Genomic DNA, 20,835 nt, shown 5'->3' on the forward strand with positions numbered 1-20,835 from the left:
CAATGCTCCCTAACCCAAAGCGACCCGGGCGCGGTTATCGACGCGAGCGTAGCACAAGCCGTTCGTGCTAAAGACCTTGTCCAGCTTCTCCCAATATTCGAACTTAGCCAACTGCTCGTCACAATAGGCCACGTCGTCCTCGGAAAGATATTCGCGGTAACCGCCTATCTTGCCCTTGCGCACCTTGAAGCTTTCGGGATCATTCGCATCGCGCGGCTGTAATATCTTGCCGTATCGATCGGACAGATCACCGGTCGATTCGCTCACTTTCATCTTGTCGAACGTTCGGTTGTTCGCCACCTCGACAAGCGTCCGATCGTCAGCCTGCAGGTTCAGGAATCCAAGGATTGCGCGAAGGACACCAGCCGTATCTCGATGCATGTCCTCATATTGAAGATACTGGATTTCGCGCATCCGGGGCATGGCAGCGAACCAATGCAAATTAAATCTGATGATCTTTTCGATCCCATGATTGTCGCTTCTGATAAAATCGCTGAACGATCCCACTGGAAGCATGTGGCGCTTCTGAACCTGAAAGTACCCTGAGACAACCGTATCTCTTGGATCGCGAACAAGCATTATTGTTCTTCTCTTCTTGTATCGAGATTTATTCTCCTTGGGGCTCGATTTCGGTCGAAGTAATTTGTGGTCGGTTCCGTCGTGAATGTATTGAACTTCAACTCCGAGATCGTCCAGCATGACACGCAGCCAGGTGCGCCCTGATTTTGGAAAGGATACGATAAGAGGAAGAGGCGGCGCTTTGGCCTGGAAAAATTTTAGAAAGGACATGGGAGAGACCTCCTTTAGATTACCAGAGCTGGCGCCCGAACCGCTGCCGGCCAGACCAACCCCATTACTGGGCGCCTAAGCCTACGGCTGATTCGAACACAAGGCAGAAATGCCGGCAAGAATTGCGATCCTCTGCGGGGCGAATTGGCCTTTACTATATCCCGGTTCGGAATGCCTTACCTTTTTTTTTGGCCTGTTGCGACGACTGTTCGACACGGGCGCTCCATTCCGCGATCCGTCGGCCGAACCTTTAATGAGCATCGCGCCGAAGCGTATTCAGTGACGTGCTTTTGGACGACATGCATTAGCCACTCACTTTTGTGATCCATGGCGCCAGGATGGACCCGGCCTCGCCCATCACCACGGACCACGGCCGTTCCCGTTTCGAGACCAGCACGGCCGATGGATAGTAGGGCGTGCGGTCGCCCTCGACCGGCCAGGATCGCTTGAAGCCGTCGCCCAGAATGAAAACCGAGGGGATGCCGAGCGCGCCGGCCAGATGCGCTCCGGTATTGCTGATGGTCACCACGGCGTCCATCGCGGCAACCTGCGCGGCGAAAAGGTCCATGTCGACGAGCTGATCGACCGATCTGTCATGAAGAATGCGCTCCGGCTCACCGTCGGTCAGGATCTTCAGATCGGTCTCGATCTGGCCGTACTGCAGCGAGACGAATCGGAGGTCCGGTCGGCCGATCAGGTTTCGCCAGGCGGCAAGCGGCGGCAGGTCTTTGCCGGGATTGGAGCTACCCCATGCGATACCGACCAATGGGCAGCCATTCTTGCGATAGCGGGCGCGAAGTTCAGCGACCCGGGCCGGATCCGGCTTAAGGGGCACGAAATGCTCGCGGATCGTCGCCTCGTCGGTTTCGAAAACGGCAGTCAGATGCTGGACGCCGGCGAAGGCCTGCGCCTCGGCATAGGCGGCCTTGCCGCCAGCGCCGACCGGCCGCACATCGGCAGTCGGAAAAGTGCGCTGAAAGAGCGGCACCAGGCGGTGCTCGACGAGGACGATCAGACGAGCGGCGCGCGCCAGGGCACAGCCGACGGAACTCGCATGATGGATTGCGGTGGCCAGACCCTGCTTTTCGGTTTCCATCAGATCGATCAGCAGTGTCTGGCCAGAAATATCCTGGCCCAGCCACTCGCCATCGACGCGGCCGTTGACGATGTGGCGTCGTGCGATCCTGAGTTCGGCGGCTGCGCCATAGGCGCCCATCCGCATCAGCGCCTTGCTGAGCTCGTCGATCAGGTGGACCTCGCCCCTCGACTTCGCAATGGATCCAAGAGCCAGGGCTTTCGGCAGTGCCGCCGGCCAATCGCGGGACTCGACGCTTCGCCGATAATCCGCCATCTGATCGGCAATGTCGCCGTCGCGCCAGCGAAGGAAGAGCTGCCGCCGGTGACGTCGGAACCAGACCTTGTATTTGTAGCCTGCACGCGCGACAGCGCGGCGCAACCGGCCGAGAAGCTGGCTACCCTCCATCGCCAGCTCCGCCGATGATTTGCATGACCCGTCCGCCTGCTTCCTGCACTGCCGACGCCCAGGCTCGGCCGCCTTTTCGGACCAGTCGAACGCTCGGATATGCGGCGACGGTCTCGCCGAAAGCAGGCCAGGACAGTCGAAACCCATCGTCGAGCAGGACGACGGTCGGCACGCCAAGCGCCCCCGACAGATTGGCGCCGGTATTGCTGATCGTCACCACCGCGTCGAGCGTCGCGATTTGGGCGGCAAAGCGGTCCATATCCGTTAACTGGTCGATTGAAGCGTCATGGATGATGCGCCCCGGCGCGTGGCGCTCGAACTCGGAGAGGGCCGGCCCGACATCGCCATATTGCAAGCTGACGAGGCGCCCCGGCAGGCTGCCGAACAGCGTCCGCCAATCGTCCAGGGCCGGCAGGTCTTTGCTCTTGTTCAGGCTTCCCCAGGCAAATCCGATCAGGGGACCTGGGCCGCCATCTAGATAGGTGCCGCGCAGCTCGGCAACCAGTCGGCGGTCCGGCTCCAGCGGAACGAAGGGCGCGCGTGCCGCCGGCTCGTCCGGCCAGAAATGCTTTGCGAGTGTCTCGAAACCGGCAACGACATCGGCGTCCACCGCCGCCATGTCCTCTTCCCCTTCAATCCTGACGTCGAGCGCAGGATATGTTCTGCGATAAAGCGGTGCCAGTCGCGGTTCGACGAAGACGATGCATCGACCGGCAGCCGCGACGACTGGACCAAGCAGCGACGCGAACTGGAAAAAGATCGCCAGATCGCCTTCGCGACGATCGACGAGAAGCGTGCGACCCGTAAGATCGCTGCCATCCCAATCGGGCCTGCCGCGCACCTGCTTGCTCGCTGCCATCAACTGCCAGATGCGATTTCCTCCGTCGAGACGTCTCAGTCCACGCCCTGCTTTCTTGATCAGGCCGAGATCGCCAAGCTGCTCACCAAGCACGCCAAGCGCCAGTGCATGGTCGCGAGCAGTTTGCCAGTCACCACGCTGCACGCTTTCCTCCATCAGCCTCATATGCCGTTCGACACTTTCGTCGGCGTGGCGTGAGGGACGTCTAAGAAGTTCCTTTGCCCGCTCGAAAACCTTCTGCAGCCGCTTGCCGACGGCGCCTTGCGGGCGCAGATCGGCGGTTTTTGCTTTCTGAAGGATGGTTCGTCTGTTCTGCACGGCGATGTTCTATCGTCCTCGGGGAGCGTCGGAAAGCGTCGTCAGGATCGACGAGAGCCGCCGGCCGGCCTCGTCGAGCACCAGCGACCAAGGGCGCCCCTGCTTGCGAATGACAATGCCCTTCGGATACCAGGGGGTCCGGTCGCCGGTCACTGGCCATGCCGTCTGAAAATTATCGTCGATGAGGAAAACAGTCGGCACGCCAAGGGCTCCGGCAAGATGGGCCGCCGTATTGCTGATCGTCACGACAGCATCGAGTGCGGCGACCTGTGCGGCGAAACGGTCCATGTCGACCATCTGGTCGACGCTGTCGTCAAAGATCAGACGCGCGTCATTGCCGTTGCGAAGGCGCCGCAACGCCGGCTTGATCTGTCCGTATTGGAGCGAAACGAATGTCGCTGCCGTCTGGGCGATGAACCTTGCCCATTCCGGGAAGTCAGGCACGTCCTTGCTATGGGATTTGCTGCCCCAGGAGAGACCCACCAGCGGCAGATCCGTCAACGAGCGATAGCGCTTGCGGAATGTATCGACGAGTTCAGGATCTGCCCGCAGCGGCACGAAATCAGCGGCAAGTCTGTCAGCATCGCGGCCGAAAACCCAGGCGAGATTTTCGAAGGTCGCAAATCTGTCACCAACGACATTCTGCTGCGCTGGGACCACGGTCGCATTCGGGAATGTCCGCTGCACGAGCGATACAAGGCGCAGCTCGACCCGAATTGTCGCGCTTTGCGCACATGCAGCGGCGGCTCCGGCCAGTCGCGCATGGCGGATAACCCGGCCAAGACTGCGAGGGTCATCCTCTACGAGATCGATCAGCAGTGTATCCGAACCGAGGTCTTCTCCCGTCCACTCGTTGGCACCTTTTCCTTTTCGCAGCCGGCGAGCGGAAAGCCGAAGCTCGGCCGCCCGCGCGAAGTTGCCCAGCCGTTCGAATGCCTGGCCTGCCTTCTGCATCAGCTCGGGGTCGCGGGCACGATCGGCCATGATGGCCCTTTCATCGGTACTTGCTTCAAGGCCTGTCCAGTCCCTGCGCGCGATCAGCGCCTCGACCTTGGCCTGCTGCTCAAGAGCGGAACGAGGCTTGGCGCCGGTATACAGCCTCCGCACGGCCTTTGTGTATCGGCGCAACTGCAGGCCCAATCCACCAATCAAATACCGGATGTAGGAACCGTGGTAAAAGCTGGTCATCGGCCCTCAGCCCGATACGCTCTGCCGCAGCGTTTTGCCGCCTTCGACGACCGCAGCGGACGCTTCCAGATGGAAGATCGAGCGGTAGATTTCGCTGCGCTCGGCAAGCTCGTCGTGAGTCCCGGAATCCGCGAGCAAGCCAGCGTCGAATACGAGGATACGATCGGCCGCCTTAATGGTTGAAAGCCTGTGCGCGATGCAGATCACTGTGCGCTGAAATGCATCGTCGAACGCTGCCTCCATGACGGCCCGCTCGTTTTCGCCGTCGAGCGCCGATGTTGCTTCATCATAGACAATCACGGGAGCATTTTTGAGCAGGGCGCGTGCGATGGCAACGCGTTGTTTCTGCCCGCCCGACAGGTTGGTGCCGCTCGGCCCGACAAGCGTATCGAGCCCGTTTTCCATGTTAGAGGCAAAGCTGGTGACCCGGGCGAGGTCCGCCGCGGCCTCGATCTCCCGATCGGTGGCGTTCGGGCGTCCGTCACGAATGTTGTCACGGATCGAGCCTTCGAACAGGAAGACGTCCTGTGACACCAGTGCGATATTGTCGCGAACGTCGGCTAGGCTGATCTTCGAAATATCCTTTCCGTCGAGGAGAATCCTGCCCTTGTCCGGCTCCATCAGGCGCAGGACAAGATTGACGATGGTTGTCTTGCCGGCGCCGGAGCGGCCGACGATCGCCAGCTTCTCACGAGGTCGCACCTCGAAGGAAACACCGTGCAGCGCCGGGCTGTTGCCGCCATAGGTGAAGGCGACATCTTCAAAACGGATACCGCCCTCGACATCGGTGAGGTGCTCGCCCGCGGTTGCGAGTTGTCGCTGTTCGGGCGTGTCGATCAAATCATACATCTGCCCGACGGCCACCATTTGCTTCTGGATATCGACATTGACCCGGGCGAGCCGCTTGGCGGGTTCATAGGCCAGCATAAAGGCGGTGATGAAGGCCATGAATTCGCCCGGCGTCTTGCCGTTGCCAAGGGTCTGCCAACTGGCATAAATGACGAAAAGGCCGATGATGAAACCGCCGCCGGTCTCCATCAATGGACTCATCAACGCCGATGTCCGATTGATCTGGATGCCACGCCTTTCCATCTTGCCGACGGCCTTTGCGAAGCTGGCGGCTGCCTTGTCTTCGAGCTGGAACGACTTGATGGTACGGATGCCTTCGACGGCTTCCGTGCCGATCGACTGGACCAGTGCAGCCAACTCCGTCTCACCCCTTGCCAACGCCTTGAGCTTCCCGGTTATGGCCCCCACTGATAGGAACAACAGGGGTAGAACCGCCACGGATATCAGCGACATCACCGGATCCTGCTTGACCATGACGCTTGCCAGGGCAATCAGCTTCAGCACATCGGAGATGGTACTGCTCGTGACAGTGAGAATAACGGCGGCCCCGGCGCGCGCGTTGAACATGATCTTGGAGACGAATTTCGCCGGATGCTGGTTGGCGAACCGGCCGATGTCGAAACGCACCATTCGGGAAAACTGGCGGTTTTGAAGGTCCGAAACGATAGCCCGGCGGATCTTCCCCGTTGTGATGGTCTGGCAGTAGTCGGCGATCCCCTTGACCAGGAAAATGCCGATAATCACGGCGCTAATACCCGTTGCGGCGGCAGCGTTCCGTTCCACATAGATGGTATTGATCATGACACTCATGATCCAAGCCGTTGCGCCGGTCGCCGCCGCAGCGGCGATCGAACACAGCAAACCTGTAAGATACAGCTTAATGTGCGGCGGCAGGTTCTCGACGATCAGGCGCTTGACCAGCGGATACGCCAGGGCCGCTGAAATTCGTCTTTTTTCGCTCATTCGGGTTCCTGCTGCGATGTATATCGGCACTTGGTTGACCTTCTGGCGACTCCCTTGGTCTCCGCGCTTTCGTGAATGCGCGAGGGATATTCACCCGAATCGATACGTCTGTGGCTTCGTTCCCGACCGCAGTCAATGGCGCTGTCTGCAAAATCGCTACAGGACACGTTTCATTCGGTAGTCCTGCGCCCACTCCAAGTACTTCTGCCCCTTTCGGTTATCTTTGATATGCCGCGCTCGTCACGCCATTTCCTGCCTATGTCCCTAATTATTTCGGGTTGTGCAACCCCGGGCAAAACGCGGCATTCATAACGCGAAGTAAAATTCATCAATGGCGGATTAATATGCGAGCGCTGCTGCTTTTCAGGATCAAGATCGTCCATCAAAAGTGAACTGCAACGCCTCGCAAAATCACCGGAAAAGAAGGCCGGACTGGTCCCAAAACTAGAAATCTTTCGTTTCCAAATCGTCAGGCCTAGCAACTTTACTTTTTCCGTACGTCTACGAATCTCATCCCGCCCATTCCATCTAAGTTCTTTTGTTACAAGCTTCACTGCGCGGGTGCGTCCCTTGAACAGGGGAAACACCCGATCTGGCGTGATCGATTCAAGCGCCAGCCAGTCATCTTCCAAATGCAGCACGAGTGGTGATTTCACTTGAGACCAAAGCACCTTTACGGCACGCCCAAAACTTGCGGTCTCCGGTTCTGAAATGGCAGCATTGGGGAAATATCCAAGGACAAGACTGCGGCACTTTTCGTGGTCGATCTCGTCTCCGCCAAACGGATCGATGTTCACATAGACTCCACCGATACGGAAATGCCGAAATACCATCTGTTGAAATGATTGCAGTGTTTGCGAGAGCAGTTCGGGCCTCCTGCCACACACAAGCGTTACGTCGATGGCAGGGTGATTTTTTGACGACATGAGTTGCAACTTTTCGTTTCGGTGGAGCTGATTGCGTATGATTTCCTGCGGCATGACTGCAAGGAAAATCACGGGTCATCACTGCGTCTATTTTTGCTGAATACGACCCAACTGCGTCCTCCTAGTCGGTCAGGCCGAGCGGGAGATGCGGTGCTTGTTCAAGCGTGGTTGCGAGGAGCAATGCAGTCTAAACGGTCCCTCAAAATTCAAAACGGGAAACTAGCGAGAAGTGATTCCAGCCGGTCTGTATCAGGCTGTCGCGCATCTGCTGGAGTGGGATTACCTGGCTGGGCGAGAACGTCTTCGAAATTAAGTATGTGCCACGAGTCGCCACGAAATGCCTCATAATCACGATATTTGAAGCCGTCGCCCTTGATACGCCTATCACCTTCAATCCTGACAGACGGAACTCCGTAGGCATCCGCAACGATGAGGCCGTGCAGACTGTTGGATATCACCATGTCGGACTCGGCGATGGCGTGTGTGATCTTCTTTGGGTCATCTAGCAGATCAACAATCTTCCAGTGACGCGGAAGGGACGACGCATATTTTGCCCGAAAATGGCGATTGGTAATGAAATGAGGGACGATCGCCACGGCGTTACTGATGGTCGCCGGCTTCGGCCAGATCCGCGGGAGCAATAGCGCTGGGTCACCTGTCGCCAGTCCCGGCTGCCCGAGCTTTTCAGCACTTAGAGGACCACGTACCGCATGGAACACCAGCTTTTGCGGCCAAACGGGCTGTCCGGTACTGCTCATGAAGCCAGATCCCCAAACGTGCAGCGTTCGCCAAGGCCTCCGATTGATAAGTTTTACGCCCTTTGGATATCGCCGATGATAGGAATCGATCACGCTCCCGATAGAAATGAGTTCCGCTCGGTCCCGGCCTACAAATTCGGGTTGCAAATTGAACAAAGCGGGCAACAGCACCGCCATGAGATTGTCCCCGTAATTTTCTGGCTGCGCTCCGAATGTCTTCCCGGTGGAAGCGGCATAGACGTTTATCTTTCGCATTGAATGTCGTCTTATCTGCCTTTTTACGCAAAGTGAATGCAAGGGTGCGATCTCTTATCCAGAACCGACCGCCATGGATTATACGATTTGGTCAATGGGCGGTAGAACCCATCGATGTCCTCCATCTATTCTCGGGTTGCGTGGGCCGGCCAAACCGTGGCCGAAGATCGCTCATCAGCATGAATATCGTTGACCGGCCTTGTCTTACGCCGCATTCGGCCACATCGCCGTCGATGCGCTCGATCGATCGCAAACAGCTTTGCAGGACGAAAGCACGGGGATCTGGAATCCCACTTATATCCTTGACCCGCTGCAGCGCCTTTCGGAAAAATGGCTGGTCCCTCCCATATGCCTGGAATAAACATAGAAGCCGTATTTGTCGGCCTTCTTCTGGGAGACCTTGTACCAGGCCACGCCTCTGCTTTTTTTCGAGATAAAAGCGCGCGCCACGTCTCGCAATTTCATCCGTACCTCCAGCATTCGATATGTTCATAAAACCGGCGGAAGAGAAAGCTCCGCCGGCATCAGGCGCGCAATGATGTCGAGTTCCCGGCTGATTGACCCCGGCTTATCGAGCGCCGCAAGGAGCGCTTCCCGGTGCTCGTAATAAGCCTGGGCCTGGAATGGAACTCCCATGCAGTGCGACTCAAGATCACGGGTCATGTGCCTGGGCCGGTGCGGAAACAGACGCGGAGCCGGGCATCTGGCCGTTCTCCGGCATGAGCGCCGGCGCCAGGCATTGTCGATCCGCTAATTCGGGAGGTTTAGTCGACTGCCCCGACCAGTACATCGGGGTGTTCGATTATCGCGACCCAGCGCCCGGTGTGCGTAGACGACTGCCTTTTTATAAATCGATATCCAGTTACCGACCAAGGCTTCACATCGTCGTTGAGGTTGTCGAGCACATAGTCGCCTTTGTCGGTCTTGACGGTCAGCACCGCGTGCCCCTCGCCGTCCTGCTTCCTGACGACGGTGATCAGAAGGTTCGACAGCGATATGCCCTGCTGCCTGAGCAACTGACGCTTGAGCAGGACATAGTCCTCGCAGTCGCCGAGCGCGCCGTCAGGATAGGACCAGAATTCCATCATGCCGTGAACGTCCAAATCGCTCGCGGGCCTGATCGATCTGTTCACCAGCTTGTTGACGGAGGCGAGCTTGCCTTCCATTCCCGCGGACAGAAGGACTGGAGCGCTCTTGCCTGATCGTATTGCGCACTCCGCGGCCCGCCGTCTGCAGAATTCGATGTAGCCGACAGGGATGGAGGTTGGCTGCCCGGTGGCCATGGCGCCAGGCACGACGTCGGCCGAAGCCTTCTCCATCGGCGTCGCGGACACCATCAAGCCTATCAGTAGGCCGGCACACAGCCATGCCCGCGGTACCACCAATCCCATTCGCCCCGCCCAAGAGGTAACAACCCGAAACAATCTTTAATACCGCGTTACCATCTTTTTTTGGGCGCATCAACACAGCCGCCGCACAATTTAAAGCGACGGTCGCGAACCACCTGACGATGGACGCCGCGCGTCGCCCGATCAGCAAATTATGCGTTCACCCGATCAGGGGAATTGTCCCGCTTTTACGTCATCGGCGTTCTTCGGCAGCTCCGCTTACCTGGACCTGATGACGGCGCCCGACAGGTATCTGGCCGCGCAAACGCCGACAGGCGGCCGAAAAAAATTGTAGCCAAATTTGTCGAAGTCCAAGAGCTGCGGGCCCTCGCATGGATTCTCATACATTCGGATACACTTCGATAGCACTCGGGCAAACCTCTGCGACAGGCCCAGCGTAGTTTCATCCGTGAGCAGGAAGCCTCGTCATGATGGCGAGACAGAGAGCCGACGGGATTTCGCAAAGCAGGAGTCAATTCCGCGCGAGCCGCCGTCGGCGGGTCTGCTCATTATTGAAAGGAACAGCACGATGAACAAAATTGTAACCGCTATCGCCCTCCTCGCCCTGTCGACAGGAGTCTCGCTCGCTGCCAATCAAAACCCGGACCGCGACCCGACCCGCGGCTTCGCTACTGGCGTCGACAACAGCGGAATGACCTTGGATACTAGTCACACGGCTTCCTTGCCTCAACCGGTGGTAGCTCCGAAAGAAGAACAGCCACAGCCCGGCAAGGTCCTTAGGGGTCGTGCGCCATGGGCGGGCAGCCGTTGAGACGCTGAACTTTTCCACCTATGCAAAATTGTCCAATCACCCCGCATTCAGCGGGGATGGTTGGACAAGGGCGCTCAGGAAAATCGCGCCGATAGGGTGAATTCAATGTCTCGGGCGAGCGTGTCGAGGCGCCATGGCGAACAGCCATGCAATCACGGCAGGCTCGGGCGACTTCTTCAGCGTCTCGGAAATGAATCTGGCAGCAGGGAAGATCAAAGCTCCGCATCAACCTGCCGAGGGCCCCGGATCGCTGCTTCAAGGTCGATTTCGACGCCATAAGCAGAACGTCGACGCCGGCTCACGACCGGCTTGCCGAACCTCATAGGATTCCAGCGCGCGCTCAACCACGTCGGCGATCGAGCGGTTCTCGCACCGAGCCAGCCGGTGCGATCACGCGCCTTTGCACTGCGCACGGAAAGCCGCGGTTCGACCATGTGGGACTCCCTTTGCCGTTGATCGAGCTTAATGGCTTTACCAGCGAGACGCCAGTTGATGGCGCTCTGTTGGGGCATCCGGGATGCCGTCGTTCAAGCGATCGCCGCAAACCGGCGCCGCGCCGTTTAGTGGCACCCCCGCAATAGCGCAAGATGTATAGACAACCGGCCGCAACTGGTGTTCGTTTCCAATCCGACCGCATGGTTTTTTTTCGGGAATGCAGGAAACCGCCATGGACGCCGCTCGCCTGTTCGACCTGACGGGAAAAAAGGCGCTGGTGACGGGCGCCAGCCGCGGCATCGGCCAGGCCATGGCGGAGGCGCTCTCGGCGGCCGGCGCCGATGTGGCGGTGACCGCCCGCGACGAAAATTCCCTTCGTGAAACGGCGGACCGAATTAGCGCACATGGGCGAAGGTCGCTTTGCCGGTCCCTCGACGTGCTCGACACCGATCGCATCCGCGTGGTGGTCGACGAGGTGGCGGATGCCTTTGGTGGGCTCGACATTCTGGTCAACAACGCCGGCTACGAAAAAGTCCAGCCCTCGCTCGACGTGGACGAGGCGGTATGGGACCGCATCGTATCGACCAATCTGAAGGGCGCCTTCTTCTGCGCGCAGGCTGCGGCGCGGCGGATGGCTGACGACAACAGCGGTGGCGCGATCATCAATCTTTGCTCGCTGACCTCCTATGTCGGCATTCCGACCGCGGTACCCTACGGCTCGTCCAAGTCCGGGCTCCTGGGCATGACGCGCGCACTCGCCGCGGAATGGGCATCGCTCGGTATCCGCGTCAACGCCATCGCTCCGGGGTATTTCCATACGGCGATGACGGACGCCTTTTACCAGGATCCCGACTGGCAGACGGCGATGCTGGCCAAGATCCCGCAGCGGCGCTTCGGCACGATGCAGGATCTGGCCGGCGCTATCGTGTTTTTGGCGAGCGGGGCATCCGCCTATGTCACCGGGCATTGCCTCCCGGTCGACGGCGGCTATCTCGCATCCATCTGAGCGACTGAGAGGATCGTGTAGACCGAGCTTGTATATGGTTGTATATACCACCTGATACGCTGGACGTTCTTGCATGCGACCGGCGACAAAAGGGGAACCACAATGCAGGAGCGTTTTCGGGCCGCAGCTTCGCACGAAGCGGAAGGCGACAGGGAAATCGCCGTCACGGTCCGCAACGTCGGGATGGACTTCGATGGGGTTCAAGCCGTCAAGAACGCGTCCTTCGATCTGCCGAAGGGCCGGTTTCTCACCATTCTCGGGCCGTCTGGGTCCGGCAAGACAACCCTCCTGCGGATGATCGCCGGGTTCCAGACCCCGAGCAGCGGCGAGATCTTCATCAACGGTGAAGCGGTGAGCGCGGTGCCACCGCACAAGCGGTCGATCGGTATGGTCTTTCAGAGACTTGCCTTGTTTCCTCATATGACGGCGGCCGAGAATGTCGCCTTCCCGCTGAAGATGCGTCGGCGCGACGCACGCACCATTCCCGACCGCGTCGAGCGATATCTCGCTCTGGTGCGGCTCGGAGGCTATGGCGGCAGGCGCATTCACGAACTGTCCGGCGGGCAGCAGCAGCGCGTCGCGATTGCGCGCGCGCTGGTGTTTGAGCCCGACCTGCTGCTTCTCGACGAGCCGCTTGCCGCACTCGACCGCAAGCTGCGCGAGGAAATGCAGCTCGAATTCCGCCGCATCCAGCGTGAGCTCGGCGTCACCACGATCAATGTCACCCACGACCAGCGCGAGGCGCTGGTAGTTTCCGACGATATCGTCGTCATGGATCAGGGCGAGATCCAGCAGAAGGCACGGCCGATCCACACCTACCGCCAGCCACGCAACGCCTTCGTCGCCAATTTCATCGGCGTCACCAATTTCATTGCCGGCACGGTACGGGCCGTATCGGAAATGGGCGATGTTTCCGTCGTTCGGGGTGATCTGATGCTTGCCGGAAAGGTCGGCGATCCGGTCAATCCGCCTGCCGAGGGCGACAAGGCATCGGGAGCGATCCGCGCCGAACAGATCCGTCTCGCCGGCGATGCTGCGCAGCTGTCGAAGCTTGATTGCATGCTGGCCGGGACTGTGACCGACACCATCTTCGAAGGCGAGCGCATGGTCTATGAGGTAGCCTGCGCCGCAATTGGCGACGAGGTCATTCGCGTTTTCGACCATGATCCCGCCGCGCACACGCAGTTCGACATAGGCGAAAGCGTGTTCCTGGGGTGGAATGCCAGGGACATGCTTGTTTTTCGATAGAACCGGAGACCGGTCAAACCCAGAGGAGAATGCAGATGAAGCGCTTTAAGCCGACATTATCCCATCTTTCCCGCAGAACCTTCCTTCAGGCCACCGCTGCGCTCGGCGGCGCCTCAGCGCTCGGCCTGCGCGGCGCCTATGCGCAGGAACCGGAAAAGCCGGCGGAGATCATCGTGCGCGCCTGGGGCGGCAGCTGGGTGGATAGCCTGAAGGCCGGGGTGTCCGACAGCTTCACCAAGATGACGGGGATTGCTGTCCGTCACGACCTGACCGAAGACAACGAGATTCAGCCCAAGGTCTGGGCGGCCGTGGCGCAGAAACGCGTCCCGCCGATCCATATCAACTGGGACACCACCACCAATGCCACGAAATCGGCACTGCGCGGCGTGACGGAAGACCTCTCCGACCTGCCGAACCTCGCCAATGTGACGGACCTTGCCAAGCCGGCCGGCCTGGAAGGCTTCCCGATCGTCAATACCTACGGTTATGTCTATGTGCTTGCCTATCGGCCTGCGGCATTCCCGGATGGACCGCCCAAGTCCTGGAAAGATCTGCTCGACCCGAAGTTCAAGGGTCGGCTTGCCTTCTACAATGACGGCATCGGCTTCCATTTCCCCGCCCAGGTCGCCGGTGGTGGCAAGCTGGAGGACATTCCCGGCAACATGCAGCCGGCATGGGATTTCATCACCAAGATGAAGGCACAGCAGCCGCTGCTCGGCGAAGATCCCGACTTCACCACCTGGTTCCAGAACGGCGAGATCGACGCCGCCTGCACCATCTCGACCAACGCCCGGGAGGCGCGCAAGAACGGCGTCAAAATCGAATGGGTGGTGCCGGAAGAGGGTGCAAAATTTGACACTGACGGTCTGTGGATCCCCAAGGGCCTGCCGGAAAACGAACTCTACTGGGCCAAGCAGTTCATCAATCACGCCTTGACCAAGGAAGCCCAGCAGATCTGGCTGGACGGGCTTGGCTTGCCGGGCGTGGTGCCGGGCCTCACGCCGCCCAAGGATCTGGTGGGCGATCCGTCCTATCCGACCACTGAAGCGGATTTCCAGCGCCTTATCCGCATCTCGTCGAAGATCCAGGTCGAGAACGAGAGCGAGTGGTTTTCCAAGTTCAAGGCGATCATGCAGGGCTGACGCCGGTCGGCCGGTGCTGCGCTCGTGCGGCACCGGCTCCTTCACGACGTCGGATACGGGTTTTCATGCGGGCAGCCAGGACAGCCTATCCCCTGACATGGCGCATCATGGATGTGCTGGAAGGCGTTGCCGCCGCTGTCTGGCCGGCGCGGTTCAGGCGCGCAACGCCCTATCTGATGCTGCTTCCGGCGGTGCTGCTTGTCGGGCTGCTCGTGCTTGGTCTCATCCAGATCGCGGATGCCAGCCTGCGCACGCTCGACACCACCACCTTCCAGTTCTCCGACGACTATTCCATCGCCAATTTCCGCCGCGCGCTGATTGAGCCACTGTTCCTGGTCGTCGCGCAGCGCAGCCTCGTTGCCGCCCTGATCGTCACCGCGGTGACGCTGGTCTTCGCCTTTCCCTACGCCTATCTGATGGTGCGCACGCGTTCGCCAGGATTGCGCAAATTCCTGCTGATCGCGTTGTTCCTGCCGTTCTTCATCGGCCAGGTGGTGCGTGCCTATGGCTGGCTGATCATCCTCGGCAACCAGGGCATGGTGAACGAGGCGCTCGGCCTTGTCGGGGTGGCCCCGATGCGGCTCATCTATAACTATCCCGCCGTGCTGTTCGGCCTCGTCCAGTACATGCTGCCGTTTGCCGTACTGATGCTGGCGCCGGCGCTCACCGCGATTCCCGAAGAGCTGGAGGCAGCCGCTGGATCGCTCGGCGCGAACTGGGTTCGCACGTTCATCCACGTCGTGCTGCCACTCGCTCGTCCAGGCTTCGTCGGCGCCGGCGTGGTGGTGCTGACGCTTTCGCTCACCGATTTCGCAGTCCCTGCGATCCTTGGCGGCGGCTCGCAGGATTTCATCGCCAACGCCATCTACGACCAGTTCTTCCGCACCTCCGACCAGGGTCTCGGCGCGATGCTGGCGCTTATGCTGGTCGCGCTCGGGTCAATCCTTGTCGGCTTGGTGTTCGCGCTGTTTGGAGCCGGAACGCTCGCCATGGGGAGGTCGCGGGCGTGAGCGGCTCGCGCAGCAAATCGATTGTCCTGTGGACCCTGGTGACGATCGCCCTGGTGACGCTTTCGGCGCCGACGATCGTTGTGCTCGGCGCTTCGTTTACCGGCGGCAACATCATTACGTTTCCGCCGGATGGACTGTCGCTGCGGTGGTACGCGCGCATTTCGCAGGCCTCCGACCTGCGCAATGCTTTCCTGCGCACGCTCCAGGTCGCGACGGTCTGTACGATCGTTGCCATTCCAGTGGGCACGCTGGCGGGCATCGCGCTGGCGAAATATGCGGTGCGTTTTGAGAAGACGATCCAGATCTACCTGCTGCTGCCATTCACCATCCCGCTGATCGGATCGGGCATCGGCCTCATGCTGATCTTCGGCAACGCCGGCATTCTCGGCCAGCTCTGGCCGGTCGGCATCGCCTGCTGCGTCATCAACCTGCCCTTCATGATCTGGGCGGTCACGGCGAGCGCCACCGGGCTTGACCCGGATCTTGAACTGGCCGCCGCCAATTGCGGCGCGCCGCCGCTCCAGGTGTTCTTCTCCGTCACCTTGCCGGCGGTCATGCCAGGGGTGATCACCGGCTCGCTGCTGATGTTCATCCTGGCGCTCAACGAGTTCCTGGTCAGCCTGCTGCTCGTCGATGCCCGCATCGTGACGCTGCCGGTGCTCATCTACAACTCCATCCGCTCGATCATCACGCCGGATCTCGCCGCGATCTCCGTGGTCTTCATCGCCTGCTCGGCTGTCGCCGTTTTCCTGCTCGACAGGCTGGTCGGGCTCGACATCTTCCTGAAATCGAAATGAGGAAAGCCGGCTCGTCGGGCCGCAAAGGAAATCCTATGCCAAACGTATCATTCCACGATTTGAGACAACTCGACGCCGCCGCTCGTTCGGCATTGATGCGGCGCTCAGAGACCGATCTCTCTGGCTTTATGGAGAAGGCCGCGCCGATCATCGAGGCGGTCCGAACAGAAGGCGACGCCGCGCTCGTTCGCTTCGCCCGCGACTTTGACAAGGCAGATCTCGATGCCACGCGACTGAAGGTCAGCCCCGCCGAGTTCGACGCCGCCTTCGGCATGGTCGACGAGGACGTGATCGCCGCCATTCGCTTCGGCATCGACAACATCCGGCATTTCCACGAAGAGCAGAAACCGGAAGCGATGTGGCTCAAGGAAATGCGGCCCGGCGCCTTTGCCGGCGACCGCTTCACGCCGATCCGCTCGGTGGCGCTCTATGTCCCGCGCGGCAAAGGGGCGTTCCCTTCGGTGACGATGATGACCGCAGTGCCCGCAGTGGTGGCGGGCGTTCCGGAGCTTGCCATCGTCACGCCGCCGGCGCCCGATGGTTCGGTGGACGCAGCGACGCTGGTTGCGGCGCGCCTCGCCGGCGTCGAAACGGTCTACAAATGCGGCGGCGCGCAGGCGGTCGCCGCGGTCGCCTACGGCACAGAGACGATCACGGCCGCGCTCAAGATTGTCGGTCCAGGCAGCCCCTGGGTGGTTGCGGCCAAGCGGCTGCTTGCCGGCGTCATCGATCCTGGCCTTCCCGCCGGCCCGTCTGAAGCGATCATCCTCGCCGACGACAGCGTGCATGGCGGGCTGGCCGCGCTCGACCTCCTCATCGAGGCGGAGCACGGACCGGACTCGTCTGCCTATCTGGTGACCCACAGCCGCCGCGTGGCGGAGGAGGCACTGGCCGCGCTGCCGGAGCACTGGGCGCGCATGACCGAGCAACGGGTCGCGTTCTCCACCGCGGTCCTGACCGGCGCCTGTGGCGGCATTGTGCTGACGGCCTCGATCGAGGAGAGCTACCGCTTCATCAACGACTACGCACCGGAGCACCTGGAGATCCTCTCCACCGACCCCTTCGCGCACCTTGGCCACATCACCGAAGCTGCAGAGATCCTGATGGGACCGCACACGCCGGTCTCGATCGGCAATTTCGGGCTGGGCCCCAACGCCGTGCTGCCGACCAGTCGCTGGGCGCGTACCTGTGGACCGCTCTCGGTCACGGATTTCGTCAAGCGCTCTTCGATCGGCTACGTGACGGAAGCGGCCTATCCGGAATTCGCGCGCCATGCCCGCACACTTGCCCGCTATGAAGGCTTCTCCTCGCATGAACACGCCGTCTCCGACGTGCGCGACCGATATCTGGCGCGGTAGCGGATGATGAAGGCGGCCAGACTCCATGCGGCGGGCGATTTGCGGGTTGAGGACGTGCCATCTCCCGGCGAACCAGCGCCTGGCTGGGTGCGGCTCAAGGTGACGGCCGCCGGCATTTGCGGCTCCGACCTCCACAACTTCCGCACCGGTCAGTGGATCAGCCGCGCGCCGAGCGTCGTTGGACATGAGTTCGCTGGCGAAGTGACTGCCGTGGGGGCCGGCGTGTCCCAGTTTGCGCTCGGAGACCGGGTCGTGGCCGATTCGCGCTTCTGGTGCGGCGAGTGTCCTGCCTGCCTGGCCGGCCGGCATAATGTCTGTGCCAGACTGGGCTTTGTAGGCGAGATCTGCGACGGCGGCTTCGCGGAAGAGACGCAGCTGCCGGCGCGGCTGCTTGTGCGCCACGAGCCCACGCTCGATCCCGCGATCGCCGCCATGGCGGAGCCGCTGGCGGTCGCCCTGCACGCGGTGCGGCGGCTGGCGGCGCCGGCCGCAGCGCCGGTGCTTATCGCTGGTTGCGGCCCGATCGGCGGATTGGCTGCGCTGCTCCTGTCGCGGCCAGGCGAGAGACAGGTCCTCGTCGCCGACCGCAATACGGCGCGTGCGGAGCTTGTGGCCAAGGTGAGCGGCGCGACCGTCGTCGACCTGGACGCCCTGCCCTGTGATCCCAATCTGCGCCATGCCCCCAATCTGCGCCATGCCATCGACGCGACGGGCAGCGTGGCGGTGATGGCGCGGCTGCTCGATGTTTTGGCCGGCGGCGGCACGCTGGCGCTGGTCGGCATTTCGCATGGCCGCCTCGACCTCGACCCCAACTTGCTGGTCGAGCGCGAGATCGCGCTTGTCGGCTGCCACGCCTTCGCCGACGAGCTTGCGCCGGCCGTCTCGATGCTGGGCGATCTCGCGCCCGCGCTGTCGCGCTTCGTGTCCGACGAGATCGCGATCGGCGAAATTCCCGCCGCTTACCAGCGCCTGATCGCCGGCGTGAGCGGCGGGTTGAAGACCATCGTCCGGATGGAGAGCGGACGATGATCAGGCTTACCGAAACCGCCGGGCCGCTCTACGAAAAGGTCAAGGACTACGTGCTTGGCAATATCGGCAGTGGCAACTGGCCGAAGGACCGCAGGCTGCCTTCCGAAAACGAGCTGGTCAGCACGCTCGGCGTCTCGAGGATGACGGTGCACCGGGCGCTGAGGGAACTGACCTCGGAAGGCCACCTGCTGCGTATCCAGGGCGTAGGCACCTTTGTGGCGCCGCCGAAACCGCAATCGGCCCTCATCGAAATCAGGAACATCGCCGGCGAGATCGCCGCGCGCGGCGCACGCCACAGGGCCGAGGTCATCGTCCTCGAGAAGATTCGCAACCCGGCGCTGGACCTCGTCGTCGCCTTCGAGTTCACGCGCCGCAGACCGGTCGCCCATTCGATCATCGTGCATTTCGAAGACGATGTGCCCGTCCAACTCGAGGAACGCTTTGTCAATCCGGCGCTCGCACCGGACTACCATCGGCAAGATTTCGTGGCGACCACCACTTACGACTACCTGCAGCGGGCGACGCCGCTGACGGAAGTGGAGCATGTGATCTCGGCCGTCGCCGCAGAAGAGATGGCGGCCCGCCATTTGAAGATCCGACCCGGCGACCCATGCCTGCTCCTGCATCGGCGGACCTGGTCGGGCGCGGCGGTCGCCACCGTCAACAAGCTCACCTATGTCGGCAGCCGCTATTCGCTGGGCAGCCGCTACGCGCCCTCACCCGCCGCATGAGCAGCGACAGCCCGCCAGGCAGGGCGGGCGGCGCTATCGGCCAAACGACTGCCTTGATAGGCAATCAGCTCCGCCTGCGCCGCCTTTTTTCTTGTTGACGCCGATCAGATCATTTCAGGTCAAGCCTGGCCGCCGGTCAAATTGCACCGGAGCGGCCAGACTGATTGGCCGACCGTTCAAACCAAACCGGGGACCACGAAAACCAGCCAGGCGATGACAGGGCCGATGATGGCGATAAGCGCGCTGTAGATCAGCAACGTCTTCAGCACGCCCTCGCGCTCTGCTTCCCGGGCATTGGCGACGACCAGCGCACCGTTGGTCGAAAACGGGCTGGTGTCGACGATGGTGGTGGAGATCGCGATCGCCGCAACCACACCTATGGCACTGATCTGTCCCTGCAGGAGGAAGGGCACGGCCAGTGGAATGATGGCTCCCAGCAATGCCGTGGACGAGGCGAATGCCGATACAATGGCGCCGGTGAAGCAGAGGAGGAGTGCAACCAGCAGCGGCATGCCCAGGCTTGAAATGCCTTGGGCGACGTAGTCGATCGTGCCGATCTTCTCCATGACGCCGACATAGGTGATGATGCCAGCGATCAGGAGCACCGTCGACCAGCTGACCTTGTCGATCGCTGCCTTTTGGGTCTTTGGCGAGAGGAGCGCGAGCGCGACCGCGACAGTGATCGCCACCAGGCCGACATTGAACTTGAAGACAAGTGCGCCGACCGCGAGCGCGGTTAGGCCGACTAATGTCGTCAGCCTTTCCGTAGTCAGGCCGGAAAGCGCCGACACATTTTTTGTCTGCTCCTCAAAGACGTGATGGCTGATCGGAGTAGCCGGCGTGCCGCCGTGGCCGACGATTGACTGCGTGACGCCTTCGGGGTGGAGGTCAGGCAGCGGTCCCGACGCGACCGAATACTTACGCAGCACCTTCGAGCCGCCGAAGACGAAGAATACGAGGACGGCGATGGCCAGATTGAAGAAGAAGCTGGAGAGAAACAGTGATGTCGGCGCGAACGGCAACCCCGCCTTTTCGACGATCTGGTTGGTAATGCCGCCATAGACGCTGATCGGCGAAAAGCCGCCCGCCTGTGCACCGTGAATAACCATCAATCCCATCATGACCGGATTGATGCGGTACTGGAACGCAAAACCCAGCGCCACCGGGGCCAGGATGGCGACCGCCGCAGGTCCAAGCGCACCGAAGCCGGTGATGACGGCCGCGACCAGGAACATGACCCAGGGAATCCACGCCACATGTCCGCGCACCAGTTTGACCGCGCCCTCGACCAGCCAATCGATAGTACCGTTGATCTGGGCGATGGCGAACAGGTAGGTAATGCCGACCAATGTCAGGAAGAGGTCGCTCGGGAAGCCAGCAAATATTTCCGCCGGCTTCATCGCCATGACGAGCGAGCCGACCAGAAAGGCGCATGCGAAGGCGAGCGCGCCCATATTGATCGGCTGCATGGTGGCGATCACGAACATGCCGATCAGCAGCGCAATCGACAGAATCTGGATGTTCATAGCTT

General features: G+C 60.9%; 18 protein-coding genes and 1 pseudogene. 8 read left to right on the plus strand and 11 right to left on the minus strand.

The features are described from left to right. Positions 1-9 precede the first annotated feature (9 nt). The 10 genes and pseudogenes from AC0L2C_RS00430 to AC0L2C_RS00475 all read right to left on the minus strand — a co-directional run bounded on the left by AC0L2C_RS00430 (position 10) and on the right by AC0L2C_RS00475 (position 10,982). Positions 10-789: a sulfotransferase domain-containing protein gene (locus AC0L2C_RS00430; protein WP_128245247.1), complete on the minus strand. Its 780-nt coding sequence runs from the start codon at positions 787-789 to the stop codon at positions 10-12. A gap of 304 nt (positions 790-1,093) precedes the next feature. Next, the gene (locus AC0L2C_RS00435) at positions 1,094-2,272 is read right to left on the minus strand and encodes a glycosyltransferase family 9 protein (protein WP_473522446.1); all 1,179 of its coding nucleotides are present in this window, start codon (positions 2,270-2,272) and stop codon (positions 1,094-1,096) included. Continuing rightward, positions 2,262-3,449, minus strand: a complete 1,188-nt coding sequence (locus AC0L2C_RS00440; protein WP_473522447.1) for a glycosyltransferase family 9 protein — start codon at positions 3,447-3,449, stop codon at positions 2,262-2,264. The genes AC0L2C_RS00435 and AC0L2C_RS00440 overlap by 11 nt, the downstream gene beginning before the upstream one ends. A 9-nt stretch (positions 3,450-3,458) precedes the next feature. After that, the gene (locus AC0L2C_RS00445) at positions 3,459-4,637 is read right to left on the minus strand and encodes a glycosyltransferase family 9 protein (RefSeq protein ID WP_473522448.1); all 1,179 of its coding nucleotides are present in this window, start codon (positions 4,635-4,637) and stop codon (positions 3,459-3,461) included. 6 nt (positions 4,638-4,643) lie between these two features. After that, a complete protein-coding gene (locus tag AC0L2C_RS00450; RefSeq protein WP_287061304.1) occupies positions 4,644-6,449 on the minus strand; it encodes an ABC transporter ATP-binding protein in 1,806 nt (601 codons plus the stop codon). 170 nt (positions 6,450-6,619) lie between these two features. After that, complete coding sequence (locus AC0L2C_RS00455) at positions 6,620-7,447, minus strand: hypothetical protein (RefSeq protein WP_128245242.1); 828 nt, start codon at positions 7,445-7,447, stop codon at positions 6,620-6,622. Between the two features lie 134 nt (positions 7,448-7,581). Further along, positions 7,582-8,388 carry a polysaccharide pyruvyl transferase family protein gene (locus AC0L2C_RS00460; protein ID WP_128245241.1) on the minus strand — a complete coding sequence of 269 codons (807 nt, stop codon included), beginning with the start codon at positions 8,386-8,388 and terminating at the stop codon, positions 7,582-7,584. A 489-nt stretch (positions 8,389-8,877) separates the two neighbouring features. Continuing rightward, complete coding sequence (locus tag AC0L2C_RS00465) at positions 8,878-9,051, minus strand: hypothetical protein (RefSeq protein WP_287061307.1); 174 nt, start codon at positions 9,049-9,051, stop codon at positions 8,878-8,880. 101 nt (positions 9,052-9,152) lie between these two features. Continuing rightward, positions 9,153-9,779, minus strand: a complete 627-nt coding sequence (locus AC0L2C_RS00470) for a transglutaminase-like cysteine peptidase (protein ID WP_473522449.1) — start codon at positions 9,777-9,779, stop codon at positions 9,153-9,155. A 981-nt stretch (positions 9,780-10,760) separates the two neighbouring features. Further along, positions 10,761-10,982 (minus strand): annotated as a pseudogene (locus AC0L2C_RS00475) (plasmid stabilization protein). Between the two features lie 233 nt (positions 10,983-11,215). Between AC0L2C_RS00475 and AC0L2C_RS00480 the strand changes: the two are divergent. The 8 genes from AC0L2C_RS00480 to hutC all read left to right on the plus strand — a co-directional run bounded on the left by AC0L2C_RS00480 (position 11,216) and on the right by hutC (position 19,304). After that, positions 11,216-11,989, plus strand: coding sequence for an SDR family NAD(P)-dependent oxidoreductase (locus AC0L2C_RS00480; protein WP_287237069.1), 774 nt, complete (start codon positions 11,216-11,218; stop codon positions 11,987-11,989). A gap of 102 nt (positions 11,990-12,091) precedes the next feature. Continuing rightward, positions 12,092-13,237 carry an ABC transporter ATP-binding protein gene (locus AC0L2C_RS00485; RefSeq protein ID WP_128245238.1) on the plus strand — a complete coding sequence of 382 codons (1,146 nt, stop codon included), beginning with the start codon at positions 12,092-12,094 and terminating at the stop codon, positions 13,235-13,237. A gap of 35 nt (positions 13,238-13,272) precedes the next feature. Next, complete coding sequence (locus tag AC0L2C_RS00490) at positions 13,273-14,379, plus strand: ABC transporter substrate-binding protein (RefSeq protein WP_473522450.1); 1,107 nt, start codon at positions 13,273-13,275, stop codon at positions 14,377-14,379. A gap of 65 nt (positions 14,380-14,444) precedes the next feature. Beyond that, positions 14,445-15,389, plus strand: coding sequence for an ABC transporter permease (locus tag AC0L2C_RS00495; RefSeq protein WP_473522451.1), 945 nt, complete (start codon positions 14,445-14,447; stop codon positions 15,387-15,389). Next, positions 15,386-16,186 (plus strand): ABC transporter permease, encoded by an 801-nt coding sequence (locus tag AC0L2C_RS00500; RefSeq protein WP_027156432.1) that lies wholly within the window; start codon positions 15,386-15,388, stop codon positions 16,184-16,186. The genes AC0L2C_RS00495 and AC0L2C_RS00500 overlap by 4 nt, the downstream gene beginning before the upstream one ends. 35 nt (positions 16,187-16,221) lie before the next feature. Then, positions 16,222-17,544, plus strand: coding sequence for a histidinol dehydrogenase (hisD, locus tag AC0L2C_RS00505; protein ID WP_031255121.1), 1,323 nt, complete (start codon positions 16,222-16,224; stop codon positions 17,542-17,544). Between the two features lie 6 nt (positions 17,545-17,550). Continuing rightward, a complete protein-coding gene (locus AC0L2C_RS00510; protein ID WP_473522452.1) occupies positions 17,551-18,573 on the plus strand; it encodes a zinc-dependent alcohol dehydrogenase in 1,023 nt (340 codons plus the stop codon). Then, positions 18,570-19,304 (plus strand): histidine utilization repressor, encoded by a 735-nt coding sequence (gene hutC, locus AC0L2C_RS00515; protein WP_023799637.1) that lies wholly within the window; start codon positions 18,570-18,572, stop codon positions 19,302-19,304. The genes AC0L2C_RS00510 and hutC overlap by 4 nt, the downstream gene beginning before the upstream one ends. A 176-nt stretch (positions 19,305-19,480) precedes the next feature. Here hutC and AC0L2C_RS00520 read toward each other — a convergent pair whose 3' ends face one another. Further along, positions 19,481-20,830 carry an SLC13 family permease gene (locus AC0L2C_RS00520; protein WP_128172146.1) on the minus strand — a complete coding sequence of 450 codons (1,350 nt, stop codon included), beginning with the start codon at positions 20,828-20,830 and terminating at the stop codon, positions 19,481-19,483. Between the last annotated feature and the right edge of the window lie 5 nt (positions 20,831-20,835).

The organism is Mesorhizobium sp. WSM4845 (assembly GCF_055811455.1).